Source organism: Rugamonas aquatica (genome assembly GCF_009380215.1).
Lineage (GTDB): Bacteria > Pseudomonadota > Gammaproteobacteria > Burkholderiales > Burkholderiaceae_D > Rugamonas > Rugamonas aquatica_B.
In genome coordinates this window covers 100,439-125,729 of the sequence record NZ_WHUG01000003.1, presented here as the reverse complement: position 1 = coordinate 125,729, position 25,291 = coordinate 100,439, and the positions used below count along the sequence as shown (strand labels likewise).

General features: G+C 62.1%; 28 protein-coding genes. All 28 read left to right on the top strand.

The features are described 5' to 3' along the window. Positions 1-32 precede the first annotated feature (32 nt). Complete coding sequence (locus tag GEV02_RS08560; protein ID WP_008443102.1) at positions 33-713, top strand: response regulator transcription factor; 681 nt, start codon at positions 33-35, stop codon at positions 711-713. Positions 714-813: 100 nt separating this feature from the next. Then, complete coding sequence (locus GEV02_RS08555; RefSeq protein ID WP_152837632.1) at positions 814-1,515, top strand: REP-associated tyrosine transposase; 702 nt, start codon at positions 814-816, stop codon at positions 1,513-1,515. 192 nt (positions 1,516-1,707) lie between these two features. Continuing rightward, positions 1,708-6,432 carry a glutamate synthase-related protein gene (locus GEV02_RS08550; protein WP_152837631.1) on the top strand — a complete coding sequence of 1,575 codons (4,725 nt, stop codon included), beginning with the start codon at positions 1,708-1,710 and terminating at the stop codon, positions 6,430-6,432. A 114-nt stretch (positions 6,433-6,546) separates the two neighbouring features. After that, positions 6,547-8,010 (top strand): glutamate synthase subunit beta, encoded by a 1,464-nt coding sequence (locus tag GEV02_RS08545; RefSeq protein WP_328595759.1) that lies wholly within the window; start codon positions 6,547-6,549, stop codon positions 8,008-8,010. Between the two features lie 245 nt (positions 8,011-8,255). After that, complete coding sequence (locus tag GEV02_RS08540) at positions 8,256-9,074, top strand: ABC transporter ATP-binding protein (protein ID WP_152837629.1); 819 nt, start codon at positions 8,256-8,258, stop codon at positions 9,072-9,074. Then, complete coding sequence (gene mlaE / locus GEV02_RS08535) at positions 9,071-9,856, top strand: lipid asymmetry maintenance ABC transporter permease subunit MlaE (protein WP_070358804.1); 786 nt, start codon at positions 9,071-9,073, stop codon at positions 9,854-9,856. The genes GEV02_RS08540 and mlaE overlap by 4 nt, the downstream gene beginning before the upstream one ends. Before the next feature lie 36 nt (positions 9,857-9,892). Continuing rightward, positions 9,893-10,363 carry an outer membrane lipid asymmetry maintenance protein MlaD gene (gene mlaD, locus GEV02_RS08530; RefSeq protein WP_070267829.1) on the top strand — a complete coding sequence of 157 codons (471 nt, stop codon included), beginning with the start codon at positions 9,893-9,895 and terminating at the stop codon, positions 10,361-10,363. Further along, the gene (locus GEV02_RS08525) at positions 10,360-11,211 is read left to right on the top strand and encodes an MlaA family lipoprotein (protein WP_152837628.1); all 852 of its coding nucleotides are present in this window, start codon (positions 10,360-10,362) and stop codon (positions 11,209-11,211) included. Before mlaD ends, GEV02_RS08525 begins: the two co-directional genes overlap by 4 nt. 31 nt (positions 11,212-11,242) lie before the next feature. Continuing rightward, on the top strand, positions 11,243-11,884 hold the full coding sequence (locus GEV02_RS08520) for an MlaC/ttg2D family ABC transporter substrate-binding protein (RefSeq protein ID WP_152837627.1): 642 nt from the start codon (positions 11,243-11,245) through the stop codon (positions 11,882-11,884). Positions 11,885-11,895: 11 nt separating this feature from the next. Then, positions 11,896-12,321, top strand: coding sequence for an STAS domain-containing protein (locus GEV02_RS08515; RefSeq protein ID WP_152837626.1), 426 nt, complete (start codon positions 11,896-11,898; stop codon positions 12,319-12,321). A gap of 184 nt (positions 12,322-12,505) precedes the next feature. Then, complete coding sequence (locus GEV02_RS08510; RefSeq protein ID WP_152837625.1) at positions 12,506-13,420, top strand: ABC transporter ATP-binding protein; 915 nt, start codon at positions 12,506-12,508, stop codon at positions 13,418-13,420. Then, positions 13,417-14,184, top strand: coding sequence for an ABC transporter permease (locus tag GEV02_RS08505; protein WP_152837624.1), 768 nt, complete (start codon positions 13,417-13,419; stop codon positions 14,182-14,184). The genes GEV02_RS08510 and GEV02_RS08505 overlap by 4 nt, the downstream gene beginning before the upstream one ends. Before the next feature lie 16 nt (positions 14,185-14,200). Then, positions 14,201-14,437 (top strand): BolA family protein, encoded by a 237-nt coding sequence (locus GEV02_RS08500; protein WP_070267817.1) that lies wholly within the window; start codon positions 14,201-14,203, stop codon positions 14,435-14,437. Positions 14,438-14,443: 6 nt separating this feature from the next. Next, positions 14,444-15,694: a UDP-N-acetylglucosamine 1-carboxyvinyltransferase gene (murA, locus tag GEV02_RS08495; RefSeq protein WP_152837623.1), complete on the top strand. Its 1,251-nt coding sequence runs from the start codon at positions 14,444-14,446 to the stop codon at positions 15,692-15,694. A 3-nt stretch (positions 15,695-15,697) separates the two neighbouring features. Next, complete coding sequence (gene hisG / locus GEV02_RS08490) at positions 15,698-16,360, top strand: ATP phosphoribosyltransferase (protein WP_008443069.1); 663 nt, start codon at positions 15,698-15,700, stop codon at positions 16,358-16,360. Between the two features lie 6 nt (positions 16,361-16,366). Further along, positions 16,367-17,683, top strand: coding sequence for a histidinol dehydrogenase (gene hisD, locus GEV02_RS08485; protein ID WP_152837622.1), 1,317 nt, complete (start codon positions 16,367-16,369; stop codon positions 17,681-17,683). Continuing rightward, a complete protein-coding gene (locus tag GEV02_RS08480; protein WP_070267811.1) occupies positions 17,680-18,498 on the top strand; it encodes a DNA-methyltransferase in 819 nt (272 codons plus the stop codon). The genes hisD and GEV02_RS08480 overlap by 4 nt, the downstream gene beginning before the upstream one ends. A gap of 13 nt (positions 18,499-18,511) precedes the next feature. Continuing rightward, on the top strand, positions 18,512-19,606 hold the full coding sequence (hisC, locus tag GEV02_RS08475) for a histidinol-phosphate transaminase (protein WP_152837621.1): 1,095 nt from the start codon (positions 18,512-18,514) through the stop codon (positions 19,604-19,606). 19 nt (positions 19,607-19,625) lie between these two features. Beyond that, a complete protein-coding gene (gene hisB, locus GEV02_RS08470; protein WP_090324507.1) occupies positions 19,626-20,216 on the top strand; it encodes an imidazoleglycerol-phosphate dehydratase HisB in 591 nt (196 codons plus the stop codon). A gap of 6 nt (positions 20,217-20,222) precedes the next feature. After that, positions 20,223-20,861: an imidazole glycerol phosphate synthase subunit HisH gene (gene hisH / locus GEV02_RS08465; RefSeq protein WP_152837620.1), complete on the top strand. Its 639-nt coding sequence runs from the start codon at positions 20,223-20,225 to the stop codon at positions 20,859-20,861. A gap of 32 nt (positions 20,862-20,893) precedes the next feature. Then, positions 20,894-21,697, top strand: coding sequence for a 1-(5-phosphoribosyl)-5-[(5-phosphoribosylamino)methylideneamino]imidazole-4-carboxamide isomerase (hisA, locus tag GEV02_RS08460; RefSeq protein WP_152837619.1), 804 nt, complete (start codon positions 20,894-20,896; stop codon positions 21,695-21,697). Next, entirely contained in the window at positions 21,697-22,458 is a 762-nt protein-coding gene (gene hisF, locus GEV02_RS08455) for an imidazole glycerol phosphate synthase subunit HisF (protein ID WP_070358809.1), read from the top strand. Before hisA ends, hisF begins: the two co-directional genes overlap by 1 nt. A gap of 24 nt (positions 22,459-22,482) precedes the next feature. Beyond that, positions 22,483-22,944 (top strand): phosphoribosyl-AMP cyclohydrolase, encoded by a 462-nt coding sequence (gene hisI, locus GEV02_RS08450; protein ID WP_152837618.1) that lies wholly within the window; start codon positions 22,483-22,485, stop codon positions 22,942-22,944. Further along, positions 22,941-23,279: a phosphoribosyl-ATP diphosphatase gene (locus GEV02_RS08445; RefSeq protein WP_008443043.1), complete on the top strand. Its 339-nt coding sequence runs from the start codon at positions 22,941-22,943 to the stop codon at positions 23,277-23,279. The genes hisI and GEV02_RS08445 overlap by 4 nt, the downstream gene beginning before the upstream one ends. A 22-nt stretch (positions 23,280-23,301) precedes the next feature. Then, complete coding sequence (locus GEV02_RS08440) at positions 23,302-23,673, top strand: histidine triad nucleotide-binding protein (protein ID WP_008443042.1); 372 nt, start codon at positions 23,302-23,304, stop codon at positions 23,671-23,673. Positions 23,674-23,797: 124 nt separating this feature from the next. Beyond that, positions 23,798-24,001 carry a Sec-independent protein translocase subunit TatA gene (gene tatA, locus GEV02_RS08435; RefSeq protein ID WP_152838050.1) on the top strand — a complete coding sequence of 68 codons (204 nt, stop codon included), beginning with the start codon at positions 23,798-23,800 and terminating at the stop codon, positions 23,999-24,001. 39 nt (positions 24,002-24,040) lie between these two features. After that, positions 24,041-24,535: a Sec-independent protein translocase protein TatB gene (gene tatB, locus GEV02_RS08430; RefSeq protein ID WP_152837617.1), complete on the top strand. Its 495-nt coding sequence runs from the start codon at positions 24,041-24,043 to the stop codon at positions 24,533-24,535. Then, positions 24,536-25,291, top strand: a complete 756-nt coding sequence (tatC, locus tag GEV02_RS08425; protein ID WP_152837616.1) for a twin-arginine translocase subunit TatC — start codon at positions 24,536-24,538, stop codon at positions 25,289-25,291.

Below are 25,291 nucleotides of genomic sequence, written 5' to 3'. Positions count from 1 at the left end.
CGTTGCTCAATAATCGATCGAATGGCGCATCAATGACGCAAATACTCATCGTGGAAGACAATCTGGACTATGCCGAGGAAATGGCAGAGTTTTTGACTGAGCTTGAACACGAAGTGCACATCACTAACAATGCCAGCGATATGTGGTCCGCCCTGAGCCAGGGCAACGTCGGCGTGGTAGTGCTTGACCTGGGCTTGCCGGACGAAGACGGTTTCAATGTGATACCCCGGATGCGCCAGCTGTACCCGCAAATCGGCCTGCTGGTGCTGACCGGCCGTGTCGCCTTCGACAACCGCATCCTCGGCCTGCGCCTGGGCGCCGACCACTACCTGACCAAGCCGATCAAATTCCCGGAGCTGGCCGCCCACATCGAGGCGCTGGACCGTCGCGTGGGTCCGCAGGAAACCATCCCTGCGCCGAGCAAGTGGACGCTGAAGGTCAGCGCCCGCCAGCTGGAGCTGCAGGGCATGGCGATCACGCTGACTGAAAAGGAATGCAATTTCCTGCATCTGCTGACGATCAACACCCGTCCCGTGCCGCGCCAGGTCATCGTGGCCGGCATCGGCGGCGACGATCCGGACGCCGGCCGTCGCGTCGACATGCTAGTGTACCGCCTGCGCAAGAAGGCCCGCACCGGCCTGGGCCAGGATCTGCCGCTGCGCAGCGCCTATGGCGAGGGCTACAGCCTGTCGGCCAGCTTCAACCTCTCTTAAAAAAAACAGGGACAGAGTCGCGCCGGTTTTTCGGCGAGCCTGAATAATCGGGGACAGAGTGGTGTAGAATCGGTGCATCCGATTTATTCTGCTCAAAATTATGGCACGTCTCCCCCGTTTGATCGTCCCTGGCCAGCCTCATCACGTCATCCAGACCGGCAATAACAACCAGCCGGTGTTCCTGGATGCCGAAGACTATCAAACCTTCCTCGGCTGGCTGCGCACCGCTGCCAAAAACTACAAAGTGGCCGTGCACGCCTATGTTTTGATGCCGAATCACCTGCATTTGCTGGTCACGCCGGCCGACGCGGATGGCCTGGGCCAGATGATGCAGTGGATAGGCCGCTATTACGTGCCCTATTTCAATCAAAAATATGGCCGTAGTGGAACTTTGTGGAACGGACGCTACAAAACCTCGCTCATCGACGCCGAGCAATACTTCATGTCGTGCAGCCGATATATCGAGTTCAATCCGGTGCGCAACGGCATGGTAGGGCGGGCCGAGGATTATCCGTGGTCCAGCTACCCGCACCACGCCGGGCTGCGCTCGGACGGCCTGATCGTCGACCATCCGAAGTTCTGGGAGCTGGGTAACACGCCATTCCAGCGCGAAGCCGCGTATATCGCGCTGGCCGAGGCGGCGTTGAGCGAGGACGAGGTGGCGCATATCAGCAAGGCGCTGCTGAAAGGCTGGCCGCTGGGTAGCGAGCAGTTCAAGACGGCGCTGCAGCACAAGGTCAAGCGCCAGGTATTGCCGGCCAAGCGCGGCAGGCCGTTCAAAATCAAGCCGGAAGCTGCCTGAACAGCTAGCGGATGCCGCAGGAATCGCCGGTTCCTGCGGTTTTTTTAGAACCGGCATCACTCTGTCCCTAATTAAAAATCCCGGCAACTTTGAAAAAATTAATCCGACTCCGACCCTAATTGTTATTGTTGAATTTTCTGCTGCATTGCACTACTCTAGTTTTTCGTTAGTCAAAATTGCAGTGGAGAGCCCATGAAAGCCCAAGGTCTGTACGATCCGTCCAATGAACACGATGCCTGCGGCGTCGGTTTCGTCGCCCACATCAAGGGCAACAAGAGCCACTCCATTGTGGAACAGGGTCTGTTGATCCTGAAGAACCTCGATCACCGGGGCGCCGTGGGCGCCGATGCGCTGATGGGCGACGGCGCCGGCATCCTGATCCAGATCCCCGACCAGTACTACCGCGACGAAATGGCCAAGCAGGGCGTGGAACTGCCGCCGCCAGGCGAATACGGCGTCGGCATGGTGTTCCTGCCTAAAGAAAATGCATCGCGCATCGCCTGCGAACAGGAAATCGAGCGCGCCGTGCGCGCCGAAGGCCAGGTCGTGCTGGGCTGGCGCAATGTGCCGGTGGACTGCGACATGCCGATGTCCCCTACCGTGCGCGCCAAGGAACCGGTCATCCGCCAGATCTTCATCGGCCGCGGCGCCGACATCATGGTGACCGATGCGCTGGAGCGTAAGCTGTACGTGATCCGCAAATCGTCGGGCCACGCCATCCAGGCGCTGAAACTGATCCACGGCAAAGAATTCTTCGTGGCCTCGCTGTCGGCCCGCACCATCGTGTACAAGGGCCTGCTGCTGGCGGACCAGGTCGGCGTGTACTACAAAGACTTGCAGGATGCGCGCTGCGTGTCGGCGCTGGCGCTGGTGCACCAGCGTTTCTCGACCAACACCTTCCCGGAATGGCCGCTGGCCCACCCGTACCGCCTGATCGCCCACAACGGCGAGATCAACACCGTCAAAGGCAACTTCAACTGGATGCGCGCCCGTGAAGGCGTGATGAAATCCGCCGTGCTGGGCGACGACCTGGGCAAGCTGTTCCCGCTGATCTACGAAGGCCAGTCGGACACCGCCTGCTTCGACAACGCGCTGGAACTGCTGCTGATGGCTGGCTATCCGATCGCCCAGGCGATGATGATGATGATCCCGGAAGCCTGGGAAAATCACGGCACGATGGACGACAATCGCCGCGCGTTCTACGAATATCACGCCGCCATGATGGAACCGTGGGACGGCCCGGCGGCCATGGCCTTCACCGACGGCCGCTACATCGGCGGCACGCTGGACCGCAATGGCCTGCGTCCGGCCCGCTACATCGTCACCGACGACGACCTGGTGGTGATGGCCTCGGAATCGGGCGTGCTGCCGATTCCTGAATCGAAGATCATCCAGAAATGGCGCCTGCAACCAGGCAAGATGTTCCTGATCGACCTGGAAGCGGGCCGCATCATCGACGATAAAGAGCTGAAAGACACCTACGCCAACGCCAAGCCGTACAAGGCATGGATCAACGCGGTACGCATCAAGCTCAACGAAATCAAGCTCAGCGAAAGCCAGCTGGCGCACAACCGCGCCAAGGACAACGCCGCGCCGGGCGAAAAAGCCCTGCCATCGCTGCTGGACCGCCAACAGGCCTTCGGCTACACCCAGGAAGACTTGAAATTCCTGATGGCGCCTATGGCCGCCGCCGGCGAAGAAGCCACCGGCTCGATGGGCAACGACTCGCCGCTGGCCGTCATGTCCAACAAGCTCAAGCCGCTGTACAACTACTTCAAGCAGCTGTTCGCGCAAGTGACCAATCCGCCGATCGACCCGATCCGCGAAGCGATGGTGATGTCGCTGGTGTCCTTCATCGGCCCGAAACCCAACCTGCTGGACACCAACAACGTCAACCCGCCGATGCGCCTTGAAGTGTCGCAGCCGGTGCTGGGCTTCGACGACATGGCCCGCCTGCGCGGCATCAGCCTGCACACCGGCGGCAAGTTCAAGTCGTACGAGCTGAACATCTGCTACCCGCTGGCCTGGGGCAAGGAAGGCGTGGAAGCATGCCTGGCCTCGTTGTGCGCAGAGGCGGTCGATGCGGTCAAGTCCGGCCACAACATTCTGATCGTGTCGGATCGCTCGGTTGGCGCCGATCGTGTCGCCATCCCCGCGCTTCTGGCGACATCCACCATCCATCAGCACCTGGTAAGCAAGGGCTTGCGCGCTTCCACCGGCCTCGTCGTGGAAACCGGCTCGGCCCGCGAAACCCACCACTTCGCGCTGCTGGCAGGCTATGGCGCCGAAGCCATCCACCCTTACCTGGCGATGGAAACCCTGGTCGAGATGGCGCACGGCATGCCGGGCGATATGTCGGGCGACAAGGCGGTCTACAACTACACCAAGGCCATCGGCAAGGGCCTGATGAAGGTCATGTCCAAGATGGGCATCTCGACTTACATGTCCTACTGCGGCGCGCAGATCTTCGAAGCCGTCGGCCTGAACAAGTCGCTGGTCGATAAGTACTTCAAGGGCACGGCTTCCAACGTCGAGGGCATCGGCGTGTTCGAAGTGGCGGAAGAAGCGCTGCGCCTGCATAACCTGGCCTTCGGCAACGATCCTGTGCTGGAAAACCACCTCGACGCCGGCGGCGAGTACGCCTACCGCGTGCGCGGCGAAGACCATCTGTGGACCCCGGATGCGATCGCCAAGTTGCAGCATTCGACCCGCAGCAACAACTTCTCCAGCTATAAAGAGTACGCCCAGATCATCAACGACCAGAGCAAGCGCCACCTGACGCTGCGCGGCCTGTTCGAGTTCAAGCTCGATCCGTCGAAGGCGATCCCGCTGGACGAAGTCGAGCCGGCCAAGGAAATCGTCAAGCGTTTCGCGACCGGCGCGATGTCCATGGGTTCGATCTCGACCGAAGCCCACGCGACCCTGGCGGTGGCGATGAACCGCATCGGCGGCAAGTCCAACACCGGCGAAGGCGGCGAAGATCCATCGCGCTACACGATGGAACTGAAAGGCATCAAGATCAAGCAGGGCGAGACCATGGCTTCGGTCATGGGCAAGGAACAGATGGTGGTCGACATTCCGCTGCAGGAAGGCGACTCGCTGCGTTCGCGCATCAAGCAGGTGGCGTCCGGCCGTTTCGGCGTGACGGCGGCTTACCTGAACTCGGCCGACCAGATTCAAATCAAGATGGCCCAGGGCGCCAAGCCTGGCGAAGGCGGCCAGCTGCCGGGCCATAAAGTGTCCGAATACATCGCTACGCTGCGCTTCTCCGTGCCGGGCGTGGGCCTGATCTCGCCGCCGCCGCACCACGATATTTATTCGATCGAAGACTTGGCCCAGCTGATCCACGACTTGAAGAACGCCAATCCGCGCGCTTCGATCTCGGTCAAGCTGGTGTCGGAAGTGGGTATCGGCACCGTGGCTGCGGGCGTGACCAAAGCCAAGGCCGATCACGTGGTCGTCGCCGGCCATGACGGCGGCACCGGCGCTTCGCCGCTGTCGTCGGTCAAGCACGCCGGCACGCCGTGGGAGCTGGGCCTGGCTGAAACCCAGCAAACGCTGGTGCTGAACGGCCTGCGCAGCCGCATCCGCGTCCAGGCCGACGGCCAGATGCGTACCGGCCGCGACGTCGTCATCGCCGCCATGCTGGGCGCCGATGAAATCGGCTTCGCCACCGCGCCGCTGGTGGTCGAGGGCTGCATCATGATGCGCAAATGCCACCTGAACACTTGCCCGGTCGGCGTCGCCACGCAAGATCCTGTGCTGCGCGCCAAGTTCTCCGGCAAGCCTGAGTACGTCGTCAATTACTTCTTCTTCGTCGCCGAAGAGGCTCGCCAGCTGATGGCGCAACTGGGCATCCGCACCTACGACGAGCTGATCGGCCGCGTCGACCTGCTGGACAAATCCAAGGCGATCACGCACTGGAAAGCCAAGGGCCTGGACTTCAGCAACATCTTCTACCAGCCGGAAGTGCAGGAAGGTCATTCGATCTACCACACGATGGAACAGGACCACGGCCTCGACAAGGCGCTCGATCACAAGCTGATCGCGCAAGCCAAGGCGGCGCTGGAAAAAGGCGAGCGCGTGTCCTTCATCTCGCCGGTGAAGAACTTGAACCGCACCGTCGGCACCATGCTGTCGGGCGAAGTGGCCAAGCGCTACGGCCACGCCGGCCTGCCGGACGACACCATCCACATCCAGTTGCAAGGCACGGCGGGTCAGTCGGCCTGCGCCTTCCTGGCGCATGGCATCACGATCGACCTGGTCGGCGAGGGTAACGATTACGTCGGCAAGGGCTTGTCGGGCGGCCGCATCATCGTGCGTCCGAACACCGAGTTCCGTGGCTGGGCGGTCAACAACATCATCATCGGCAACACCGTGCTGTACGGCGCGATCAGCGGCGAAGCCTTCTTCAACGGCGTGGCCGGCGAGCGTTTCGCCGTGCGTAACTCGGGCGCCACCGCCATCGTCGAAGGCACGGGCGACCACGGTTGCGAATACATGACCGGCGGCACCGTGGTGGTGCTGGGCGCCACCGGCCGCAACTTCGCGGCGGGCATGTCGGGCGGCATCGCCTACGTGTACGACCCGGAAGGCGATTTCGAAGCCCGCTGCAACACCGCGATGGTGACGCTGGAGCCGGTGCTGACCGCCAAGGAGCAGGAAGCGCAGAGCGAGACCTGGCACGTGCAGCACAAGGACCATGGCCGCGAGGCGGACGAGGTGATCCTGAAGCGTTTGATCGAGCGCCACTTCAAGCACACCGGCAGCACCCGTGCCCGCCTGTTGCTGGACAACTGGGCCGAAGGCCGCGGCAAATTCGTCAAGGTCTTCCCGAGCGAATATAAGCGCGCCTTGATCGAAATGGCCGAAGACGTGGCGAACGAAGCCGCCGTCGTCCAGCCGATCGCAGCATAAGACAGCCAAGAACGTCGTCATTCCCGCGCAAGCGGGAATCCATAGAACGCTAGCTCAGCATGGATTCCCGCCTGCGCGGGAATGACGCAGCAACAGATAACTAAAGGACTTATCGTGGGTAAAATCACCGGCTTCATGGAATTCAAGCGTCAGGACGAGAGCTATCTGCCGCCTGCTACGCGTTTGAAAAACTATTCCGAATTCGTCATCACCCTGACCAATGAACAGGCCAAGGTGCAGGGCGCGCGCTGCATGGATTGCGGCATCCCGTTCTGCAACACCGGCTGCCCGGTCAACAACATCATCCCGGACTGGAACGACCTGGTCTATCGCGGCAACTACCGCGAGGCGCTGGACACCCTGCACTCGACCAACAACTTCCCGGAATTCACCGGCCGCATCTGCCCTGCGCCGTGCGAGGCCGCCTGTACGCTGGGCATCAACAACGATCCGGTCGGCATCAAGTCGATCGAGCACAAGATCATCGACGAAGGCTGGGAACACGGCTGGGTCGTGCCGCAGCCTGCGGCCAAGCAGAGCGGCAAGAAGGTCGCTATCGTCGGTTCCGGTCCTGCCGGCCTGGCGGCGGCGCAGCAGCTGGCGCGCGCCGGCCATGCCGTGACCGTGTTCGAGAAGAGCGACCGCGTCGGCGGCCTGCTGCGCTACGGCATCCCTGACTTCAAGATGGAAAAGTCGCACATCGACCGCCGCATCAAGCAGATGGAAGCCGAAGGCGTGGTGTTCCGCACCAGCGTACTGGTCGGCAAGGACTTCCCGGCCAACGTCAACAACTGGGCCAAGGAAACCATCTTCCCGGAAGACCTGGAGAAGGAATTCGACGCTGTCATCCTGGCCGGCGGCGCCGAGCAGCCGCGCGATCTGCCGGTGCCGGGCCGCGAGCTGAAGGGCGTGCACTTCGCCATGGACTTCCTGCCGCTGCAAAACAAGGTCAACGCCGGCGACAAGGTGAAGGACCAGCTGAAAGCCACCGGCAAGCACGTGGTGGTGATCGGCGGCGGCGATACCGGTTCCGACTGCGTCGGCACCTCGAACCGCCACGGCGCCGCTTCGGTCACGCAGTTCGAACTGATGCCCATGCCGCCGGAGCAAGAGAACAAGCCGCTGGTCTGGCCGTACTGGCCGACCAAGCTGCGCACCTCCTCGTCGCACGAGGAAGGCTGCGAGCGCGACTGGGCGGTGGCCACCAAGCGTCTGGAAGGCAAGAACGGCAAGGTCGAGAAGCTGGTCGCCTGCCGCGTCGAGTGGAAAGACGGCAAGATGGCCGAAGTGCCGAATTCGGAATTCGAGATGAAGGCCGACCTGGTGCTGCTGGCGATGGGCTTCGTGTCGCCGGTCGCCAATGTGCTGGACGCATTCGGCATCGAGAAAGATGCACGCGGCAACGCCAAGGCCACCACGGACGGCGAAGGCTGCTACAAGACTTCCGCCCCCAACGTGTTTGCCGCCGGCGACGTGCGCCGCGGCCAGTCGCTGGTGGTGTGGGCGATCCGCGAAGGCCGCCAGTGCGCGCGCGCGGTCGATGAGTTTTTGATGGGCTCTTCGGAACTGCCGCGCTAATCCCAGCGCACCGCGACAGCCTGCCTCCCGCCGGTGGCGAACGGGTGATCCCCGTTCCCGCCGGTTTTTTTACGTCCATGGCTTGTGCAATGCAGCAATGTAACAATTCTTGATAGGTGTAAATTGCTGACTTTAGGTTCATTAGTGTTGTATTATCTGCTACTTACGATGCCTCTCTCTGTCACAAAAGAGGGGGACGCCAGCAGAGATTAACCTTTCTGCACTACAATACGGCATTAAAAACAATGAGTTCAGTCGTGGCTAATCTAGTCGAAATCCGTGATCTACACTTTTCCTATGGAAAGCGCGCCATCCTGTCGGGCCTCCAGATGGATTTCCCACGCGGGAAAGTGATCGCTGTGATGGGCGGCTCGGGCAGCGGCAAGACCACGGTATTGCGCCTGATCGGCGGCCAGATCCGCCCGCAACGCGGCCATGTCAAGGTGCAGGGCCAGATTGTGCACAAGCTCAATACCGCCGGCTTGTATCTGCTGCGGCGCAAAATGGGCATGCTGTTCCAGCATGGCGCGCTGTTTACCGACCTCACCGTCTTTGAAAACGTCGCCTTCCCGCTGCGCGAGCATACCGACCTGCCGGAAGAGCTGATCCGCAACCTGGTGCTGATGAAACTGCACGCGGTCGGCCTGCGCAACGCCGCCAAGCTGAAGCCGGGCGAAATCTCCGGCGGCATGGCGCGCCGCGTGGCGCTGGCCCGTTCGATCGCGCTGGACCCGGAACTGATCATGTACGACGAGCCCTTCGCCGGCCTCGACCCGATCTCGATGGGCGTCACCGCCAACCTGATCCGCAACCTGAATACCGCGCTGGGCTCGACCACCGTACTGGTCTCGCACGACGTCAAGGAATGCTTCGCTATCGCCGACTACGTCTACTTCCTGTCGCAGGGCAAGATCGTCGCGCACGGCACGCCGGACGACATGATGGTCTCCACCGACCCGTACGTGAAGCAGTTCGTCAACGCCGAGGCCGATGGTCCGGTGCCCTTCCACTATCCAGGCAAGTCCCTGGCCGATGACCTGGGCCTGGGAGTGCAAGTCTTATGAGCGTCAAGAACTGGTTGTCCAAGCTGGGCGCGCCGCTGCGCGATTACGTTGAAAGCATAGGCTACGGCGCCCGTACCTTCGCCAACATGCTGGGCGTGTCGCCCGGCCTGCTGCGCCGTCCGGCGCTGCTGGTCGAGCAGCTGCACTTCATCGGCAATTACTCGATGCTCATCATCACGCTGTCCGGCCTGTTCGTTGGCATGGTGCTGGGCCTGCAGGGCTATTACACGCTGAACAAATACGGCGCCGAACAGTCGCTGGGCCTGCTGGTGGCGCTGGGCCTGACCCGCGAACTGGGCCCGGTGATCACCGCGCTGTTGTTTGCCGGCCGCGCCGGCACTTCGCTGACCGCCGAAATCGGCCTGATGAAGGCTGGCGAGCAGCTGTCGGCGATGGAAATGATGGCCGTCAACCCTATCCAGCGCGTGCTGGCGCCCCGCTTCTGGGCCGGCGTGATCTCGGTGCCGCTGCTGGCTTCGGTGTTCAGCGCGGTCGGCGTGCTGGGCGGCTGGCTGGTCGGCGTGCAGCTGATCGGCGTCGACGACGGCGCGTTCTGGTCGCAGATGCAGGGCGGCGTCGACATCTGGAAAGATATTTTCAACGGTTTTGCCAAGAGCGTGGTGTTCGGTATCGCCATCACCTTCATTGCGCTGTACCAGGGCTATGAGGCCCAGCCGACCCCGGAAGACGTGGCGCGCGCCACCACCCGCACGGTCGTGATCTCATCGCTGATGATCTGGTGGCTGGACTTCATGATGACGGCGCTGATGTTCAGCAAATAAGCGCTACAGTACAAGATAAGAAACTAAGGAATCGCTATGCAACGTAAATCTCTGGATGTCTGGGTCGGTCTGTTCATCGTCGTCGGCGTCGCCGCACTGATGTTTCTGGCGCTGAAGGCCGGCAACATGGGTTCCATGTCCTTCGGCAAGGTGTATCCGATCACCGCCAAGTTCGACAACATCGGCAGCCTGCGTCCGCAAGCGGCGGTCAAGGCGGCCGGCGTGGTGGTAGGCCGTGTGGGAGAGATCAAGTTTGATGACAAGAGTTACCAGGCACTGGTAACCTTGAACATGGAAGAAGGTTACAAATTCCCTAAAGACAGCTCGGCCAAGATCCTGACCGCCGGCCTGCTGGGCGAACAATACGTGGGCATCGAAGCCGGCGGCGACACCAACAACCTGGCCGCCGGCGACAAGATCGCCCGTACCCAGTCTGCCGCCGTACTGGAAGACCTGATTAACCAGTTCATCTACAGCAAAGCTGCAGAAGGAAAGGACAGCAAATGACGCAACGTTCCTCGAAACACATCCGTAGTGCCGCACTGGCGCTGGGCGTCACCGTGCTGCTGGCCGGCTGCGCCGGCCCGAACCCGCGCGATCCGTACGAAGGCTTCAACCGCGCCATGTTCAGCTTTAACGATACGGTCGACACCTACGCGCTGAAACCGGCCGCGACGGCCTACCGCAATGTGCTGCCGAACTTCGTGCAGACCGGCGTCAACAACTTCTTCGGCAACCTGGCCGACGCCTGGACCGGCGTCAACAACCTGCTGCAAGGCAAGGGCGAAGCCGGCATGTCGGACGTCACCCGCTTCGCGCTGAACTCCACGCTGGGCATCGTCGGCCTGTTCGACATCGCCTCGGAAGCCGGCCTGCAAAAGCACAAGGAAGACTTCGGCCAGACCTTGGGCACCTGGGGCGTGCCGTCCGGCCCCTACCTGATGCTGCCGCTGCTGGGCCCGTCGACCGTGCGCGACACGGTGGCCCTGCCGCTGGATATCAAGGGCGATATCTGGGGCTACAAGGAACCGGTCTACATCCGCAACACCGGTACCGCGCTGCGCGTGGTCGACCAACGTGCTAACCTGCTCAACGCGACCAGCCTGCTGGAAGACGCCGCCCTGGACCGCTACGAGTTCATCCGCGACGGTTTCCTGCAGCGCCGCGAGAGCCAGATTCATCCTGACGGCGACGATGCTCCGCGCAAGTCCAAGAAGGATGATTCGGCCGACGTCGACGCCAAACCAGTGGCCGCTCCGGTTGCCGCCGCACAAACTTCTGCCCCCGTGTCATCCGAATCGGCGCCAAAAGAGTTAAACTCTGGCGCACCGGCTGCGACCCCTGTCAGCCCGTGACCCCGAAGAACCACACAAAGGTAACGAAAACATGAAATTGATTAAACAACTTATCGCTGTAGCAACTGTTGCCCTGGCTGCCAACGCCCAGGCAGCTGCCCCTGCCAACGAAGCGCCGGACGTTCTGGTCAAGCGCATTAGTCAGGAAGTGATCGAAACCGCCAAGTCGGACAAGGCGATCCAGTCGGGCGACCAGAAGAAAGTGCTGGACCTGGTCGAAAGCAAGATCCTGCCGTACGTCGATTCGCAGCGCATGACCGCGCTGGCGGCCGGCCGTTTCTGGCGCGACGCCTCGCCTGAGCAGCAAAAAGCGCTGTCGGAACAGTTCCGCACGCTGCTGATCTTCACCTACTCGGGCGCGCTGTCGCAGATTAAGAACGAAACCATCGAGTTCAAGCCGATGCGTTCCGATCCGACCGACAACGAAGTCGAAGTCCGTTCGCAGGTCAACGTCGCCCGTGGCGAACCGATCCCGCTGAACTACCGCGTCGCCAAGACCCCTGCCGGCTGGAAGATCTACGACATCAACGTGCTGGGCGCGTGGCTGGTCGAGACCTACAAAGGCACTTTCGCTTCCGAAATCGGCAAGGGCGGCATCGACGGCCTGATCAAGACGCTGACGGAAAAGAACAAGTCGCTGGCCAACAAACCACTGAAAACCGTAGCTAAATAAGCCATAACGCCATGTCTACCGCCGTCTCCGAAGCCATCGACAACCTGCAGTCGCTCACGACTCTGACCGTGCTCAACGCCTCCGTGGCGCTGGAGCGCGGCCTGGCGGCCCTCAAGGCCGGCCAGACCGTGTTCGACCTGCGCCATGTGTTGACGGTGGATTCGGTGGCGGTGTCGGTCATGCTGGCGTGGCAGCGCGCCGCCCAGGACGCCGGCATCAAGCTGGAACTGAAGAACCTGCCGCCGGCGCTGCAAAGCCTGACCAAGCTGTACGGCGTATGCTCGCTGCTGTTCCCGCCGTCGGTCCAGCTGGAGCCGGGCGCGCCTGCCGCGCCGAATCCGCTGCACGAAGAATTTGCCCCGGTCAATGCACCGGAAACCTTCTTCACCAAGAAGACCGGTCTCGCCGACGACTCGGCCTCGCACCACCATCATTGACCTCCGCCACACCCCGCCGCCCGTAGTACCTCTGGTAAATAGCCAGTCCGGCTCTGCCGATCCGAATTTCCAATATAATTGAACGTTGCCGCTGCCTGAGAGCCGCGGCGCCCGCAGCATCTTCCGCCACGTTTAGGCCACACAGCGCCGGCTCGCGCCGCCGCACCTTACAGATAAGTCAAGCATGACAGCGATCCAAATAAGCAATGTCGAGAAGCGCTACAAGTCGCTCCAGGCACTGGGCGGCGTGTCCCTTTCGATCGAAGAGGGCGAGTTTTTCGGTCTGCTGGGCCCCAACGGCGCCGGCAAGACCACACTGATTTCCATCATCGCCGGCCTGATCCGGCCTGACGCCGGCAAAGTCACCATCCACGGCCACGACGTCACCGGCGATTTCCGCGCCGCGCGCAAGAAGCTGGGCGTGGTGCCGCAAGAGCTGGTGTTCGACCCCTTCTTCACGGTGCGCGAGACGCTGCGCCTGCAGTCCGGCTACTTCGGCCTGCCGAACAACGACGCCTGGATCGATGAGGTGATGCACAACCTCGACCTGACCAACAAGGCCGACGTCAACATGCGCGCCCTGTCCGGCGGCATGAAGCGCCGCGTGCTGGTGGCGCAGGCGCTGGTGCACAAGCCGCCCGTCATCGTGCTCGACGAGCCGACCGCCGGCGTCGACGTCGAACTGCGCCAGACGCTGTGGAAGTTCATCTCGCGCCTGAACCGCGAAGGCCACACCGTGGTGCTGACCACCCACTACCTCGAAGAAGCGCAAGCCATGTGCAAGCGCGTGGCCATGCTCAAGAGCGGCAAGGTCGTCGCGCTGGACACGATGGCGTCGCTGATACGCCGCATCTCCGGCTCGCAGCTGACCGTGAACCTGAGCAGCGGCGACCTGCCGCAAGACCTGCGCCACCTGGTCACGCACCCGGAGCAGTCGGAGCACGGCAAGAAGTACAGCCTGCGCATCAACGAATACGCTGAAGTCGAAGCCCTGCTGGCGCGCCTGCGCGAATCCGGCGCCGTGATCGACGAAATGCAATTGCAACAAGCTGACCTGGAAGATATCTTCTTGCAGATCATGGATAAGGGCACCGTATGAACTTCATCTCCACCGGCTTCCGCACCCTGGTCTACAAGGAGACGCTGCGCTTCTGGAAGGTCGCCACGCAAACCGTCGCCGCGCCCATCCTGACGGCCATGCTGTACCTGCTGATCTTCGGCCACGTGCTCGAAGGCCGCGTCACCGTCTACGCGGACGTCAGCTACACCGCCTTCCTGATCCCCGGCCTGGTGATGATGAGCGTTCTGCAGAACTCCTTCGCCAATTCGTCGTCGTCGCTGATCCAGTCCAAGATCACCGGCAACCTGGTGTTCGTGCTGCTTACGCCCTTGTCGCACTGGGAGATCTTCTCGGCCTATGTGATCGCCGCCATGGTGCGCGGCATCGTGGTCGGCTTCGGCGTGTTCGTGGTGACGGCGTGGTTCGCCCACCTGTCGTTCACCGCGCCGCTGTGGATCATCGTGTTTGCCTTGCTGGGCGCCGCCATCCTCGGCACCATGGGCCTGATCGCCGGCATCTGGGCCGAGAAATTCGACCAGCTGGCCGCGTTCCAGAATTTCCTGATCATGCCGCTGACCTTCCTGTCCGGCGTGTTCTACTCCATCCACTCGCTGCCGCCGTTCTGGCTGACGATCTCGCATCTGAACCCGTTCTTCTACATGATCGACGGCTTCCGCTACGGTTTCTTCGGCCAGTCGGACGTCAACCCGCTGGTCAGCGTGAGCATCGTCTCCGCCTTCCTCGTCGCGTTGGCACTGCTGGCGATTCGTTTGCTGCGCAGCGGATATCGTCTGCGTCATTAATTCCAAGGACTTCATCATGACCACTACTCCAGAACTGATCCACGGCTACCTGAGCGCCGGCCTCGAATGCACCCACCTCGAAGTGGAGGGCGACGGCCAGCACTTCCAGGCCATCATCGTCTCGCCGGCTTTCGTCGGCAAGCGTTTGATCCAGCGCCACCAGATCGTGTACGCCGCGCTGGGCGACCGCATGCGCGAAGAGATCCACGCGCTGTCGATGAAAACCCTCACCCCTGACGAATACCAAGGATAAGCAAGCATGGACAAGCTCCTCATACAAGGCGGCAACCGCCTGAACGGCGACATCAACATCTCCGGCGCGAAGAACGCGGCGCTGCCTATCCTGTGCGCCGGCCTGCTGACTTCTGGCGACGTCGAACTGTCCAACGTGCCGCACCTGCACGACGTGGCGACCATCCTCAAGCTGTTGAGCCAGACCGGCCTCAAAGTAACGCAGGACGGCGACAAGGTCACGCTCAACGGCAGCGCCATCAACAAGCTGGAAGCCCCGTATGAGCTGGTGAAAACCATGCGCGCATCGATTCTGGTGCTCGGTCCCTTGCTGGCGCGCTTCGGCGAAGCCAAGGTCTCGCTGCCGGGCGGCTGCGCCATCGGCTCGCGTCCGGTGGACCAGCACATCAAGGGCCTGCAAGCGCTGGGCGCGGACATCACCGTCGAAGGCGGCTACATCTACGCCAAGTGCAAAAAGCTCAAGGGCGCGCGCATCGTCACCGACATGATTACCGTGACCGGCACCGAAAACCTGCTGATGGCCGCCACGCTGGCCGAAGGCGAGACCGTGCTGGAAAACGCCGCCTGCGAACCTGAAGTGACCGACCTGGCCAACCTGCTGGTGGCGATGGGCGCGAAGATCGAAGGCATCGGCACCAACCGCCTCGTGATTCAAGGCGTGGCAGAGCTGCACGGCGCCAAGCACGCGGTGATCTCCGACCGTATCGAAGCGGCGACCTTCCTGTGCGCGGTGGCTGCCACCGGCGGCGACATCACCATCCGCAACACCCGCGTCGACATCATGGACGCCGCGCTGGACAAGCTGCGCGAGATCGGCCTGCAAATGACCATCGGCGACAACTGGATCCGCGCGCAGATGGACAAGCGCCCGGCGCCTGTGACCTTCCGCACCACCGAATACCCAGGCTTCCCGACCGATATGCAGGCGCAGTTCATGGCGGTGAACACCATCGCCGACGGCGCCAGCCGCGTGACCGAAACGATTTTCGAAAACCGCTTCATGCACGTGCAGGAGATGAACCGTCTCGGCGCGTCGATTGAAACCGACGGCAACACCGCCTTCATCAAAGGCGTTGAGCAGCTGGTGGGCGCGCCCGTGATGGCGACCGACCTGCGCGCCTCGGCATCGCTGGTGATCGCGGCCCTGACCGCGCGCGGCGAAACGCTGATCGACCGTATCTATCACCTCGACCGCGGCTACGATCAGATGGAAGTAAAACTGTCCGCAGTCGGCGCCAACATCAAACGGATTAAATAAATCATGAGCGCATTCCAGGCCAATTCGCAGCTGATCCTCGCGCTGTCGAAGGGACGTATTTTCGAGGACACCCTGCCGCTGCTGGAAGCGGCAGGCATCACCGTCACCGAAAACCCTGAGACTTCGCGCAAGCTGATCCTGTCGACCAACGATCCTGACGTGCGCGTCATCATCGTGCGCGCCACCGACGTTCCGACCTACGTGCAGCACGGCGCGGCGGACTTCGGCGTGGCCGGCAAGGACGTGCTGCTGGAGCACGGCGGCGAAGGCCTGTATCAGCCCATCGACTTGAACATCGCGGCCTGCCGCATGTCGGTCGCGGTGCGCAACGGTTTCGACTACGAGACCGCTGTACGCCAGGGCGCGCGCCTGCGCGTGGCCACCAAGTTCGTCGAGACCGCGCGCGAGCACTTCGCCAAGAAGGGCGTGCACGTCGATCTGATCAAGCTGTACGGCTCGATGGAACTGGCGCCGCTGGTCGGCCTGTCGGACGCCATCGTCGACGTGGTCAGCACCGGCAACACGCTGCGCGCCAACGACCTGAAAGAGGTCGAAGCGATCATGGACATCTCGTCGCGCCTGATCGTCAACCAGGCCGCCTTGAAGCTCAAGCGCGCGCGCCTGCAACCGATCATCGAAGCATTCGAACGCGCCTCTAAAAAGTAAAACATCATGTCGATTCAAATTACCAAGCTCGATTCCACCCAAGCCGATTTCAAAAAGTCCCTGGATGCCCTGCTGGCATTTGAAGCGAGCACCGATGAAGCGATCGAACGCGCCGTCGCCGGCATCCTGGCCGACGTCAAAGCGCGCGGCGACGCCGCCGTGCTGGAATACACCAACCGCTTCGACCGTATTCCGAACGGCGGCGCCTCCAGCATGGCCGCCTTCGATATTCCCGAAGCCGAATTGCAGGCCGCATTGGCCGCGATTCCTGAAGCGCAGCGCGACGCGCTGCACATCGCCGCACAACGCATCCGCGTATTCCACGAGCGGCAGAAGCAGGAACTGAATGGTTTCACCTACACCGAAGCCGATGGCACGGTGCTGGGCCAGAAAGTCACGCCATTGGATCGCGTGGGCATCTACGTCCCAGGCGGCAAGGCGGCTTATCCGTCGTCGGTGCTGATGAACGCGATCCCCGCGCACGTCGCCGGCGTTGAAGAAATCATCATGGTGGTGCCGACCCCGGACGGCGTGAAGAATCAGATGGTGCTGGCCGCCGCCGCGATTGCCGGCGTCACCCGCGTCATCACCATCGGCGGCGCGCAGGCTGTCGCCGCGCTGGCGCATGGCACCGAGACCATCGCACCGGTGGACAAGATCGTCGGCCCCGGCAACGCCTACGTGGCCGCCGCCAAGCGCCGCGTATTCGGCATCGTCGGCATCGACATGATCGCCGGCCCTTCCGAAATCCTGATCGTCTGCGACGGCACCACCGATCCTGACTGGGTCGCGATGGACCTGTTCTCGCAGGCCGAGCACGACGAACTGGCGCAAGCCATCCTGCTGTGCCCTGACGCCGACTACATCGCCAAGGTGGAAGCAAGCATCAACAAGCTGCTGCCGACGATGCCGCGCGCGGAAGTAATCCGCACCTCGCTGACCGACCGCGGCGCGCTGGTGAAGGTGCGCGACATGGCCGAAGCTTGCGCCATCGCCAACAGCATCGCCGCCGAACACCTGGAAATCTCGGCCGAGAACCCGCAGCAGTGGGCGGACCAGATCCGCCACGCCGGCGCCATGTTCCTCGGCCGCTATTCGTCCGAATCGCTGGGCGACTACTGCTGCGGTCCGAACCACGTGCTGCCGACCTCGCGCACCGCGCGCTTCTCGTCGCCGCTGGGCGTGTACGATTTCCAGAAGCGTTCGTCGATCATCCACGTCAGCGAAGCCGGCGCGCAAACGCTGGGCAAGGTCGCGGCCGAACTGGCCTACGGCGAAGGTCTGCAGGCGCACGCCCGCAGCGCGGAGCTGCGCCTCAAATGAGTGAAGCCTGGATCAATCAGGTTTTCTGTGAGGATGCGCTGGCCGGCCTGGCGCGCATCCCGGACGGTTCCATCGACCTGATTTTGACCGACCCGCCGTACAACCTGGGCAAGGACTACGGCAACGACTCGGATTCGCAAACGGTGGAAGACTACCTGCGCTGGACCGAGCAGTGGATCGACGCCGCCCTGCCCAAGCTCAAGCCCAACGGCAGCCTGTACATCTTCCTGACCTGGCGCTTTTCGCCGGAGATCTTCGTGCTGCTGAAAAAGCGCATGACGATGATGAACGAGATTATCTGGGACCGCCGCGTGCCGTCGATGGGCGGCAGCGTGCGCAGCTACTCGTCGGTGCACGACACCATCGGCTTCTTCGTGCGCCGCAAGGATTACTACTTCGACCTGGACTCGGTGCGCATCCCGTACGACGCCGAAACCAAGAAAGCCCGTTCGCGCTCGATCTTCATCGGCGCCAAGTGGCTGGAAGTGGGCTACAACCCCAAGGATTTGTGGAGCGTGTCGCGCCTGCACCGTGAGCATCCCGAGCGTGCCGACCATCCGACGCAGAAGCCGCTGGAGATCATCGAACGCATGGTCAAGGCCTCGTGCCCGCCGGACGGCGTGGTGCTGGACCTGTTCATGGGCAGCGGCACGACGGCCATCGCGGCCAAGCGCTGCGGCCGCAATTTCGTCGGCTTCGAACTGAACCCCGACTACTGCGCCATCATCGCCGAACGTCTCGCCATGCCGGAGGTGCCCGCACCGCCGGAGAAGAAGAAAAAACCCGCTGTCAAACGAAGTTTAGTCAACTCATAGGAGCCTTAGTAAGATGTCTTCCATCGACACCCTGGTCAACACCACCATCCGCTCCGACGTGCGCGCCATCCATGGCTACCACGTCGCCGACGCGAGTGGCTATATCAAACTGGATGCGATGGAGAACCCTTACCACCTGCCCCATCATCTGCGCGAGGAGCTGGCCCGCCGCCTTGTGGAGGTGACGCTGAACCGCTATCCGGTCGCCTCCTACGCCACCATCAAGCAAAGCGTGTGCGCCACGCTGGGCGTGCCGGCCGGCTACGACGTCATGCTGGGCAACGGCTCCGACGAATTGATCTCGATCCTGTGCATGGGCTGCGCGCTGCAGGACCGCCGCGCCGTGGTGCTGGCGCCGACGCCGTCCTTCGTCATGTACCAGCGCTCGGCGCAGTTCGCGGGCATGGATTATGTCGGCGTGCCGCTCAATGCCGATCTGACGCTGGATATGCCGGCCATGCTGGCCGCGATTGAAGAACACAAGCCGTCGCTGGTGTTCCTGTCCTATCCCAACAACCCGACCGGCAACCTGTTCGCCGAAGACGATATCGTCGCCATCATCAAGGCATTGGACGGCTTCGGCCTGGCCGTGGTGGACGAAGCCTACGAGCCGTTCGCGCAGCAGACCTTTATGCACCGCCTGCCGGAGTTCGAGAACCTGGTGGTGATGCGCACCGTATCGAAGCTGGGCCTGGCCGGCATCCGCCTGGGCTACATGTCGGCGGCGCCGCAATTGCTGGCGGAGTTCGACAAAGTGCGGCCTCCTTACAACATCAACGTATTGACGCAGGCAGCGGCCGAATTCGCGCTCGACCACGTGGAGGTGCTGAACCAGCAGGCCACCGCTTTGCGCGCCGCACGCGCCGATCTGGCGGCTGCATTGGCCGCCATGCCCGGCGTGTCGGTATTTCCGTCGGCGGCGAATTTTATCTTGATACGCGTGCCAAATTCCGACGATGCCTACGCAAAACTGGTGTCCCGCAAGGTATTAATCAAAAATGTGAGTAAAATGCACAGTGTGCTGGCCAATTGTTTGCGTATCACGGTCAGCACCCCGGAAGAGAATTCCGCCTTCCTCGATGCCTTCGCCGCATCGCTGGCATCCTGAGACCCATCGCGAGCCCTTCATGAACCGCACCGCAGAAATCATCCGCAACACCAACGAGACGCAAGTCCGCGTTTCGATCAACCTTGACGGCACCGGCAAGCAAAAGCTGAACACCGGCGTGCCCTTCCTGGACCACATGCTGGACCAGATCGCCCGTCACGGCCTGTTCGACCTGGACGTGGAAGCCACCGGCGACATCCATATCGACAACCACCACACGGTGGAAGACGTCGGCATCACGCTGGGCATGGCCGTGGCCAAGGCCATCGGCGACCGCAAGGGCATCGTCCGCTACGGGCATTCGTATGTGCCGCTGGACGAGGCGCTGTCGCGCGTGGTGCTGGATTTCTCCGGCCGTCCAGGCATCGAGTATCACATCCCGTTCACGCGCGCGATGATCGGCACCTTCGACGTCGACCTGACGCTGGAGTTCTTCCGCGGCTTCGTCAACCACGCGCTGGTGACGCTGCACATCGATAACCTGCGCGGCACCAACGCCCACCACCAGTGCGAGACCGTGTTCAAGGCCTTCGGCCGTGCGCTGCGCATGGCTTCGGAGCTCGATCCACGTGCCGCCGGCACCATCCCGTCGACCAAGGGCAGCCTCTAAAACGTCATGAAAAAAATCGTAGTAGTTGATTACGGCATGGGTAATCTGCGCTCGGTTGCGCAGGCCCTGCGCGCCGTCGCGCCCGAAGCCAATGTGCTGATCTCCGGCGAAGTGGCCGACATCGAAACCGCCGACCGCATCGTGCTGCCGGGCCAGGGCGCCATGCCGGACTGCATGCGCAGCCTGCGCGAGTCCGGCGTGCAGGAAGCGCTGCTGGTGGCCGCCAAAACCAAGCCGCTGATGGGCGTGTGCATCGGCGAGCAGATGCTGTTCGACGCCAGCGAGGAAGGCGATGCCGCCGGCCTCGGCCTGTTGCCGGGCAAGGTGGTGCGCTTCCAGCTGGACGGCCAGGTGCAGGAAGACGGCTCGCGTTTCAAGGTGCCGCAGATGGGCTGGAACCAAGTCCATCAAAACGCGTCTCACCCGATGTGGCAGGATATTGCGGACAACAGTTACTTCTATTTCGTGCACAGCTATTTCGCCCAGCCCGAGCGGGACGAGCACACCGTGGGACAAACTGTCTACGGTGCGGCGTTCAGCTGTGCCGTCGCCCGTGATAATATTTTTGCGACCCAGTTCCACCCGGAGAAAAGCGCCGCGGCCGGATTGCAGTTGTATAAAAATTTCGTTCACTGGAACCCTTGATTTCACTTACCCTTTAATCTACTGAAACCATCATGCTGCTCATTCCTGCCATCGACCTCAAAGACGGTCACTGCGTTCGCTTGAAACAAGGCGATATGGAACTCGCCACCGTATTCTCCGAAGACCCGGCCGACATGGCCCTGCATTGGCTGAAGCAAGGCGCGCGCCGCCTGCATCTGGTCGACCTGAACGGCGCCTTCGCCGGCAAGCCGAAGAACGAAGCCGCGGTCAAGGCCATCCTGCAAGTGGTGCAGGAGTACGCGGAAGAAAACGACCTGGACGAAATCCCCGTGCAACTGGGCGGCGGCATCCGCGACCTCGACACCATCGAGCGCTACCTGGACGCCGGCATCAGCTACGTCATCATCGGCACCGCCGCGGTGAAAGAGCCGGGCTTCCTGCACGACGCCTGCGGCGCCTTCCCGGGCCACATCATCGTCGGCCTGGACGCGAAGGACGGCAAAGTCGCCACCGACGGCTGGAGCAAGATGTCCGGCCACGAAGTGATCGACCTGGCCAAGAAGTTCGAAGCCTACGGCGTCGAATCGATCATCTACACCGACATCGGCCGCGACGGCATGATGGGCGGCGTGAATATCGAAGCCACGGTCAAGCTGGCGCAAGCGGTCAAGATCCCGGTCATCGCCTCGGGCGGCCTGCACAACCTGGGCGACGTGGAAGCGCTGTGCGCTGTCCAGGACGAAGGCATCGAAGGCGTGATCTGCGGCCGTTCGATTTACGAAGGCACCATCGATCTGGCTTCGGCCCAGCTGCGCGCGGATGAACTGAGCGGTGAATTTGCCGACAGCGTGGTCGAAGAAGATACGGACGAATAATGCTCGCTAAACGCATCATCCCCTGCCTGGACGTGACCGATGGCCGCGTCGTCAAAGGCGTCAATTTCACCGAGCTGCGCGATGCCGGCGACCCGGTGGAAATCGCCCGCCGCTACGACGAGCAGGGCGCCGATGAGCTGACCTTCCTCGACATCACCGCCACCAGCGACAATCGCGGCCTGATCCTGGACATCATCGAAGCCGTCGCTTCGCAGGTGTTCATTCCGCTGACGGTGGGCGGCGGCGTGCGCGAGGTGGCCGATGTGCGCCGCCTGCTCAACGCCGGCGCGGACAAGGTCAGCATGAACTCGTCGGCGGTGTCGAACCCGCAGCTGGTGTACGACGCGTCGCAAAAGCACGGCTCGCAATGCATCGTGGTGGCGATCGACGCCAAGCAGGTCGCGCCCGGCAAGTGGGAAGTGTTCACCCACGGCGGCCGCAAGGCCACCGGCATCGACGCCATCGAATGGGCCAAGAAAATGGAGCAGATGGGCGCCGGCGAAATCCTGCTGACCAGCATGGACCGCGACGGCACCAAGTCCGGCTTCGACCTGGGCCTGACGCGCGGCGTGTCCGACGCCATCGGCATACCGGTGATCGCCTCGGGCGGCGTCGGCGGCCTGCAAGACCTGGCCGACGGCATCAAGCTGGGCAAGGCCGACGCGGTGCTGGCGGCCAGTATCTTCCACTACGGCCAGCACACGGTGCAGGAAGCCAAGCGCTTCATGGCGCAACAGGGCATTCCGATGCGCCTGGCGTAGTTTTTAACCGCATGGAAAAGTAAGATGTCGACCACCGCAAGCGCCTTGGCCAAGGCTAAATGGCTGAAGAAAATCCAATGGGACGAGCACGGCCTGGTGCCGGTCATCGCCCAGGAAGCGGGCAGCAACGATGTGCTGATGTTCGCCTGGATGAACCGCGACGCCCTGGCCAAGACGGTTGAGCTGGGCGAGGCCGTCTACTGGAGCCGCTCGCGCAAGAAGCTGTGGCACAAGGGCGAGGAGTCCGGCCACGTGCAGAAGGTGCTGGAAATCCGCCTCGACTGCGATGAAGACGTGGTGCTGCTGAAGATCGAGCAGGCCGGCGGCATCGCCTGCCACACCGGCCGCCATTCCTGCTTCTTCCAGAAGTTCGAAGGCGATGCGCTGGACGGCGACTGGCAGAACACCGAGCCGGTCCTGAAAGACCCGACGGAAATCTACACCCCCGCCACCGTGGCGAAAACCAAAGCAAAGAAATCGACATGAGCACTATCCTGGACCGCTTGGCCGACATCATCGAATCGCGCAAACTGGCCAACGGAGGCGATCCCGCGACGTCCTACACGTCCAAGCTGTTCTCCAAGGGCGATGACGCCATCCTGAAGAAAATCGGCGAGGAAGCCACCGAAACCGTCATGGCCGCCAAGGATGCGCGCGCCGGCGGCGACAGCGGCAAGGTGCTGTACGAGGTGGCCGACCTGTGGTTCCATACGCTGGTGCTGCTGGCCCAGTTCGATCTGAAGCCGCAGCAGGTGCTCGACGAGCTGGCGCGCCGCGAAGGCGTTTCCGGCATCGACGAAAAAGCCGCCCGCAAAGAATAATCCCCCAATTTACGGAGTCGTTGTGGAAAACTGCCTGTTTTGCAAAATAGCCGAAAAGAAAATTCCATCGTCCATCGTCTATGAAGACGAGGATTTGCTGGCCTTCAAGGACATCAACCCGGCCGCGCCGGTGCATTTGCTGGTGATCCCGAAGAAACATTTCGCGACCTTGTCGGATTGCAGCGCCAACGAAGCGCCGCTGCTGGGCAAGATGCTGGCGCTGGCCCCCCGTCTGGCAGAGGAAGCCGGCTGCGGCGTCGGCTATGATGCGGACGGTTCGCCGACCGGCGGTTACAAGACGCTGATTAACAGTGGACCTAACGGCGGCCAGGAGGTGTACCATTTACATCTGCACGTGATCGGCGGCCCGCACCCATGGCGCGGACAGCGCTAACACGGTAGCGTTATATCGATAGCTGCATGACATCTACATGACACGCGGCGGTTCGCTTATACTGTCGCAGCAGTTCTCGAATCAACGGATAAATTGGGCGCATGCGCCTTGCAAGGGGAATATGATGGGTTCATTCAGTATTTGGCATTGGTTGATCGTCCTGGCGATTGTGATGGTGGTGTTCGGCACCAAAAAGCTGGGCAACGTGGGTTCGGACATCGGCAAGGCCGTTAAAGGCTTCAAGGATGGCATCAAGGGCGACGAAGACAAGCCGGCCGCGCCAGCCGCTCCCGGCACCATCGACGTCGACGCTAAAGAGAAGAAGTAAGCTGGGGGAGCAGCGCTCCCTTCAGGCTGAAACACCCTTATGATCGATCTCGGTCTTACCAAACTTGCTGTGATCGGCGTGGTTGCGCTGATCGTCATCGGTCCTGAAAAGCTGCCCAAGGTGGCTCGCATGGCCGGGACGTTGTATGGCCGCGCCCAGCGCTATCTGAACGAAGTCAAAACCGAAGTCTCGCGCGAAATCGAACTGGAAGAGTTGAAAAACCTCCAGAAGGAAGTGCAGACGGCGGCGGAAAGCGTGAAGGCGGACGTCGAGAATTCGATGTCGCAGCACGTGGCCGAGGTGGAAAACGCCTGGCACGACACGCCGACCATCCACTCGCCGAGCATCAGCCATGTCACCACCGACGACCTGTCGCGCAAGGCGCGCGAGTTCCGCCGCAAGAAGCTGGTGCGTAATTCGGCCATTCCTGGCTGGTACAAGCAGCGTCACGGCGGCAAGATGCACGTGACCTCGGGCGCCGCGCGCGTGGCGCGCTTCCGTCCCGGCAGCAACTCCTCTTCTTCGTTCTACTAAATGACTACTCCTGAAAAGGGCGAAGAGACCTTTATCTCTCACCTGATCGAATTGCGCGACCGTCTGGTCAAGGCGTCGATCGGTATTGCCATTGTTTGTATCGCGCTGATGATCTGGCCTGGTCCGTCGCAGATCTACGATTTCATCGCGCGGCCGATGATCGCCTCGCTGCCGGTCGGCTCGAAGATGATCGCCACCGGCGTGATCTCGCCCTTCCTGGTGCCGATGAAGGTGACGCTGGTGATTTCCATCATCCTGTCGCTGCCGTGGGTGCTGTACCAGTTGTGGGCCTTCGTGGCGCCCGGTTTGTACGCGCATGAGAAGCGGCTGATTGCGCCGCTGGTGATTTCGTCGTCGGTGCTGTTCATGTCCGGCGTGGCGTTCTGCTACTTCCTGGTGTTCGGGCGCGTGTTCCAGTTCATCTCCGAGTTTTCGCCGCAGTCGATTGCGGTGACGCCGGATATCGAGAACTATCTCGATTTCGTCATGTCGATGTGTTTGGCGTTTGGCGCGACCTTCGAGGTGCCGGTGGTGGTGGTGATTTTGGTGCGTATGGGTTTGGTGACGGTGGCCAAGCTGAAAGAGATACGGCCTTACGCCATCGTGGGCGCTTTCGTGATTGCCGCGATCGTCACGCCGCCCGATGCGGTCAGCATGTTCTCGCTGGCGGTTCCGATGTGCCTGCTGTTCGAACTGGGCCTGCTGGTAGCGCCGATGTTCGTCCGCATGTCGACGGCGCCGGAAGAGAAGGCCTGA

Excerpts from the sequence above, each read along its gene's own strand:
- GEV02_RS08560 (WP_008443102.1), top strand. The coding sequence starts at position 33 with ATGACGCAAATACTCATCGTGGAAGACAATCTGGACTATGCCGAGGAA.
- GEV02_RS08555 (WP_152837632.1), top strand. The coding sequence starts at position 814 with ATGGCACGTCTCCCCCGTTTGATCGTCCCTGGCCAGCCTCATCACGTC.
- GEV02_RS08550 (WP_152837631.1), top strand. The coding sequence starts at position 1,708 with ATGAAAGCCCAAGGTCTGTACGATCCGTCCAATGAACACGATGCCTGC.
- GEV02_RS08540 (WP_152837629.1), top strand. The coding sequence starts at position 8,256 with ATGAGTTCAGTCGTGGCTAATCTAGTCGAAATCCGTGATCTACACTTT.
- mlaE (WP_070358804.1), top strand. The coding sequence starts at position 9,071 with ATGAGCGTCAAGAACTGGTTGTCCAAGCTGGGCGCGCCGCTGCGCGAT.
- mlaD (WP_070267829.1), top strand. The coding sequence starts at position 9,893 with ATGCAACGTAAATCTCTGGATGTCTGGGTCGGTCTGTTCATCGTCGTC.
- GEV02_RS08525 (WP_152837628.1), top strand. The coding sequence starts at position 10,360 with ATGACGCAACGTTCCTCGAAACACATCCGTAGTGCCGCACTGGCGCTG.
- GEV02_RS08520 (WP_152837627.1), top strand. The coding sequence starts at position 11,243 with ATGAAATTGATTAAACAACTTATCGCTGTAGCAACTGTTGCCCTGGCT.
- GEV02_RS08515 (WP_152837626.1), top strand. The coding sequence starts at position 11,896 with ATGTCTACCGCCGTCTCCGAAGCCATCGACAACCTGCAGTCGCTCACG.
- GEV02_RS08510 (WP_152837625.1), top strand. The coding sequence starts at position 12,506 with ATGACAGCGATCCAAATAAGCAATGTCGAGAAGCGCTACAAGTCGCTC.
- GEV02_RS08505 (WP_152837624.1), top strand. The coding sequence starts at position 13,417 with ATGAACTTCATCTCCACCGGCTTCCGCACCCTGGTCTACAAGGAGACG.
- GEV02_RS08500 (WP_070267817.1), top strand. The coding sequence starts at position 14,201 with ATGACCACTACTCCAGAACTGATCCACGGCTACCTGAGCGCCGGCCTC.
- murA (WP_152837623.1), top strand. The coding sequence starts at position 14,444 with ATGGACAAGCTCCTCATACAAGGCGGCAACCGCCTGAACGGCGACATC.
- hisG (WP_008443069.1), top strand. The coding sequence starts at position 15,698 with ATGAGCGCATTCCAGGCCAATTCGCAGCTGATCCTCGCGCTGTCGAAG.
- hisD (WP_152837622.1), top strand. The coding sequence starts at position 16,367 with ATGTCGATTCAAATTACCAAGCTCGATTCCACCCAAGCCGATTTCAAA.
- GEV02_RS08480 (WP_070267811.1), top strand. The coding sequence starts at position 17,680 with ATGAGTGAAGCCTGGATCAATCAGGTTTTCTGTGAGGATGCGCTGGCC.
- hisC (WP_152837621.1), top strand. The coding sequence starts at position 18,512 with ATGTCTTCCATCGACACCCTGGTCAACACCACCATCCGCTCCGACGTG.
- hisB (WP_090324507.1), top strand. The coding sequence starts at position 19,626 with ATGAACCGCACCGCAGAAATCATCCGCAACACCAACGAGACGCAAGTC.
- hisH (WP_152837620.1), top strand. The coding sequence starts at position 20,223 with ATGAAAAAAATCGTAGTAGTTGATTACGGCATGGGTAATCTGCGCTCG.
- hisA (WP_152837619.1), top strand. The coding sequence starts at position 20,894 with ATGCTGCTCATTCCTGCCATCGACCTCAAAGACGGTCACTGCGTTCGC.
- hisF (WP_070358809.1), top strand. The coding sequence starts at position 21,697 with ATGCTCGCTAAACGCATCATCCCCTGCCTGGACGTGACCGATGGCCGC.
- hisI (WP_152837618.1), top strand. The coding sequence starts at position 22,483 with ATGTCGACCACCGCAAGCGCCTTGGCCAAGGCTAAATGGCTGAAGAAA.
- GEV02_RS08445 (WP_008443043.1), top strand. The coding sequence starts at position 22,941 with ATGAGCACTATCCTGGACCGCTTGGCCGACATCATCGAATCGCGCAAA.
- tatA (WP_152838050.1), top strand. The coding sequence starts at position 23,798 with ATGGGTTCATTCAGTATTTGGCATTGGTTGATCGTCCTGGCGATTGTG.
- tatB (WP_152837617.1), top strand. The coding sequence starts at position 24,041 with ATGATCGATCTCGGTCTTACCAAACTTGCTGTGATCGGCGTGGTTGCG.
- tatC (WP_152837616.1), top strand. The coding sequence starts at position 24,536 with ATGACTACTCCTGAAAAGGGCGAAGAGACCTTTATCTCTCACCTGATC.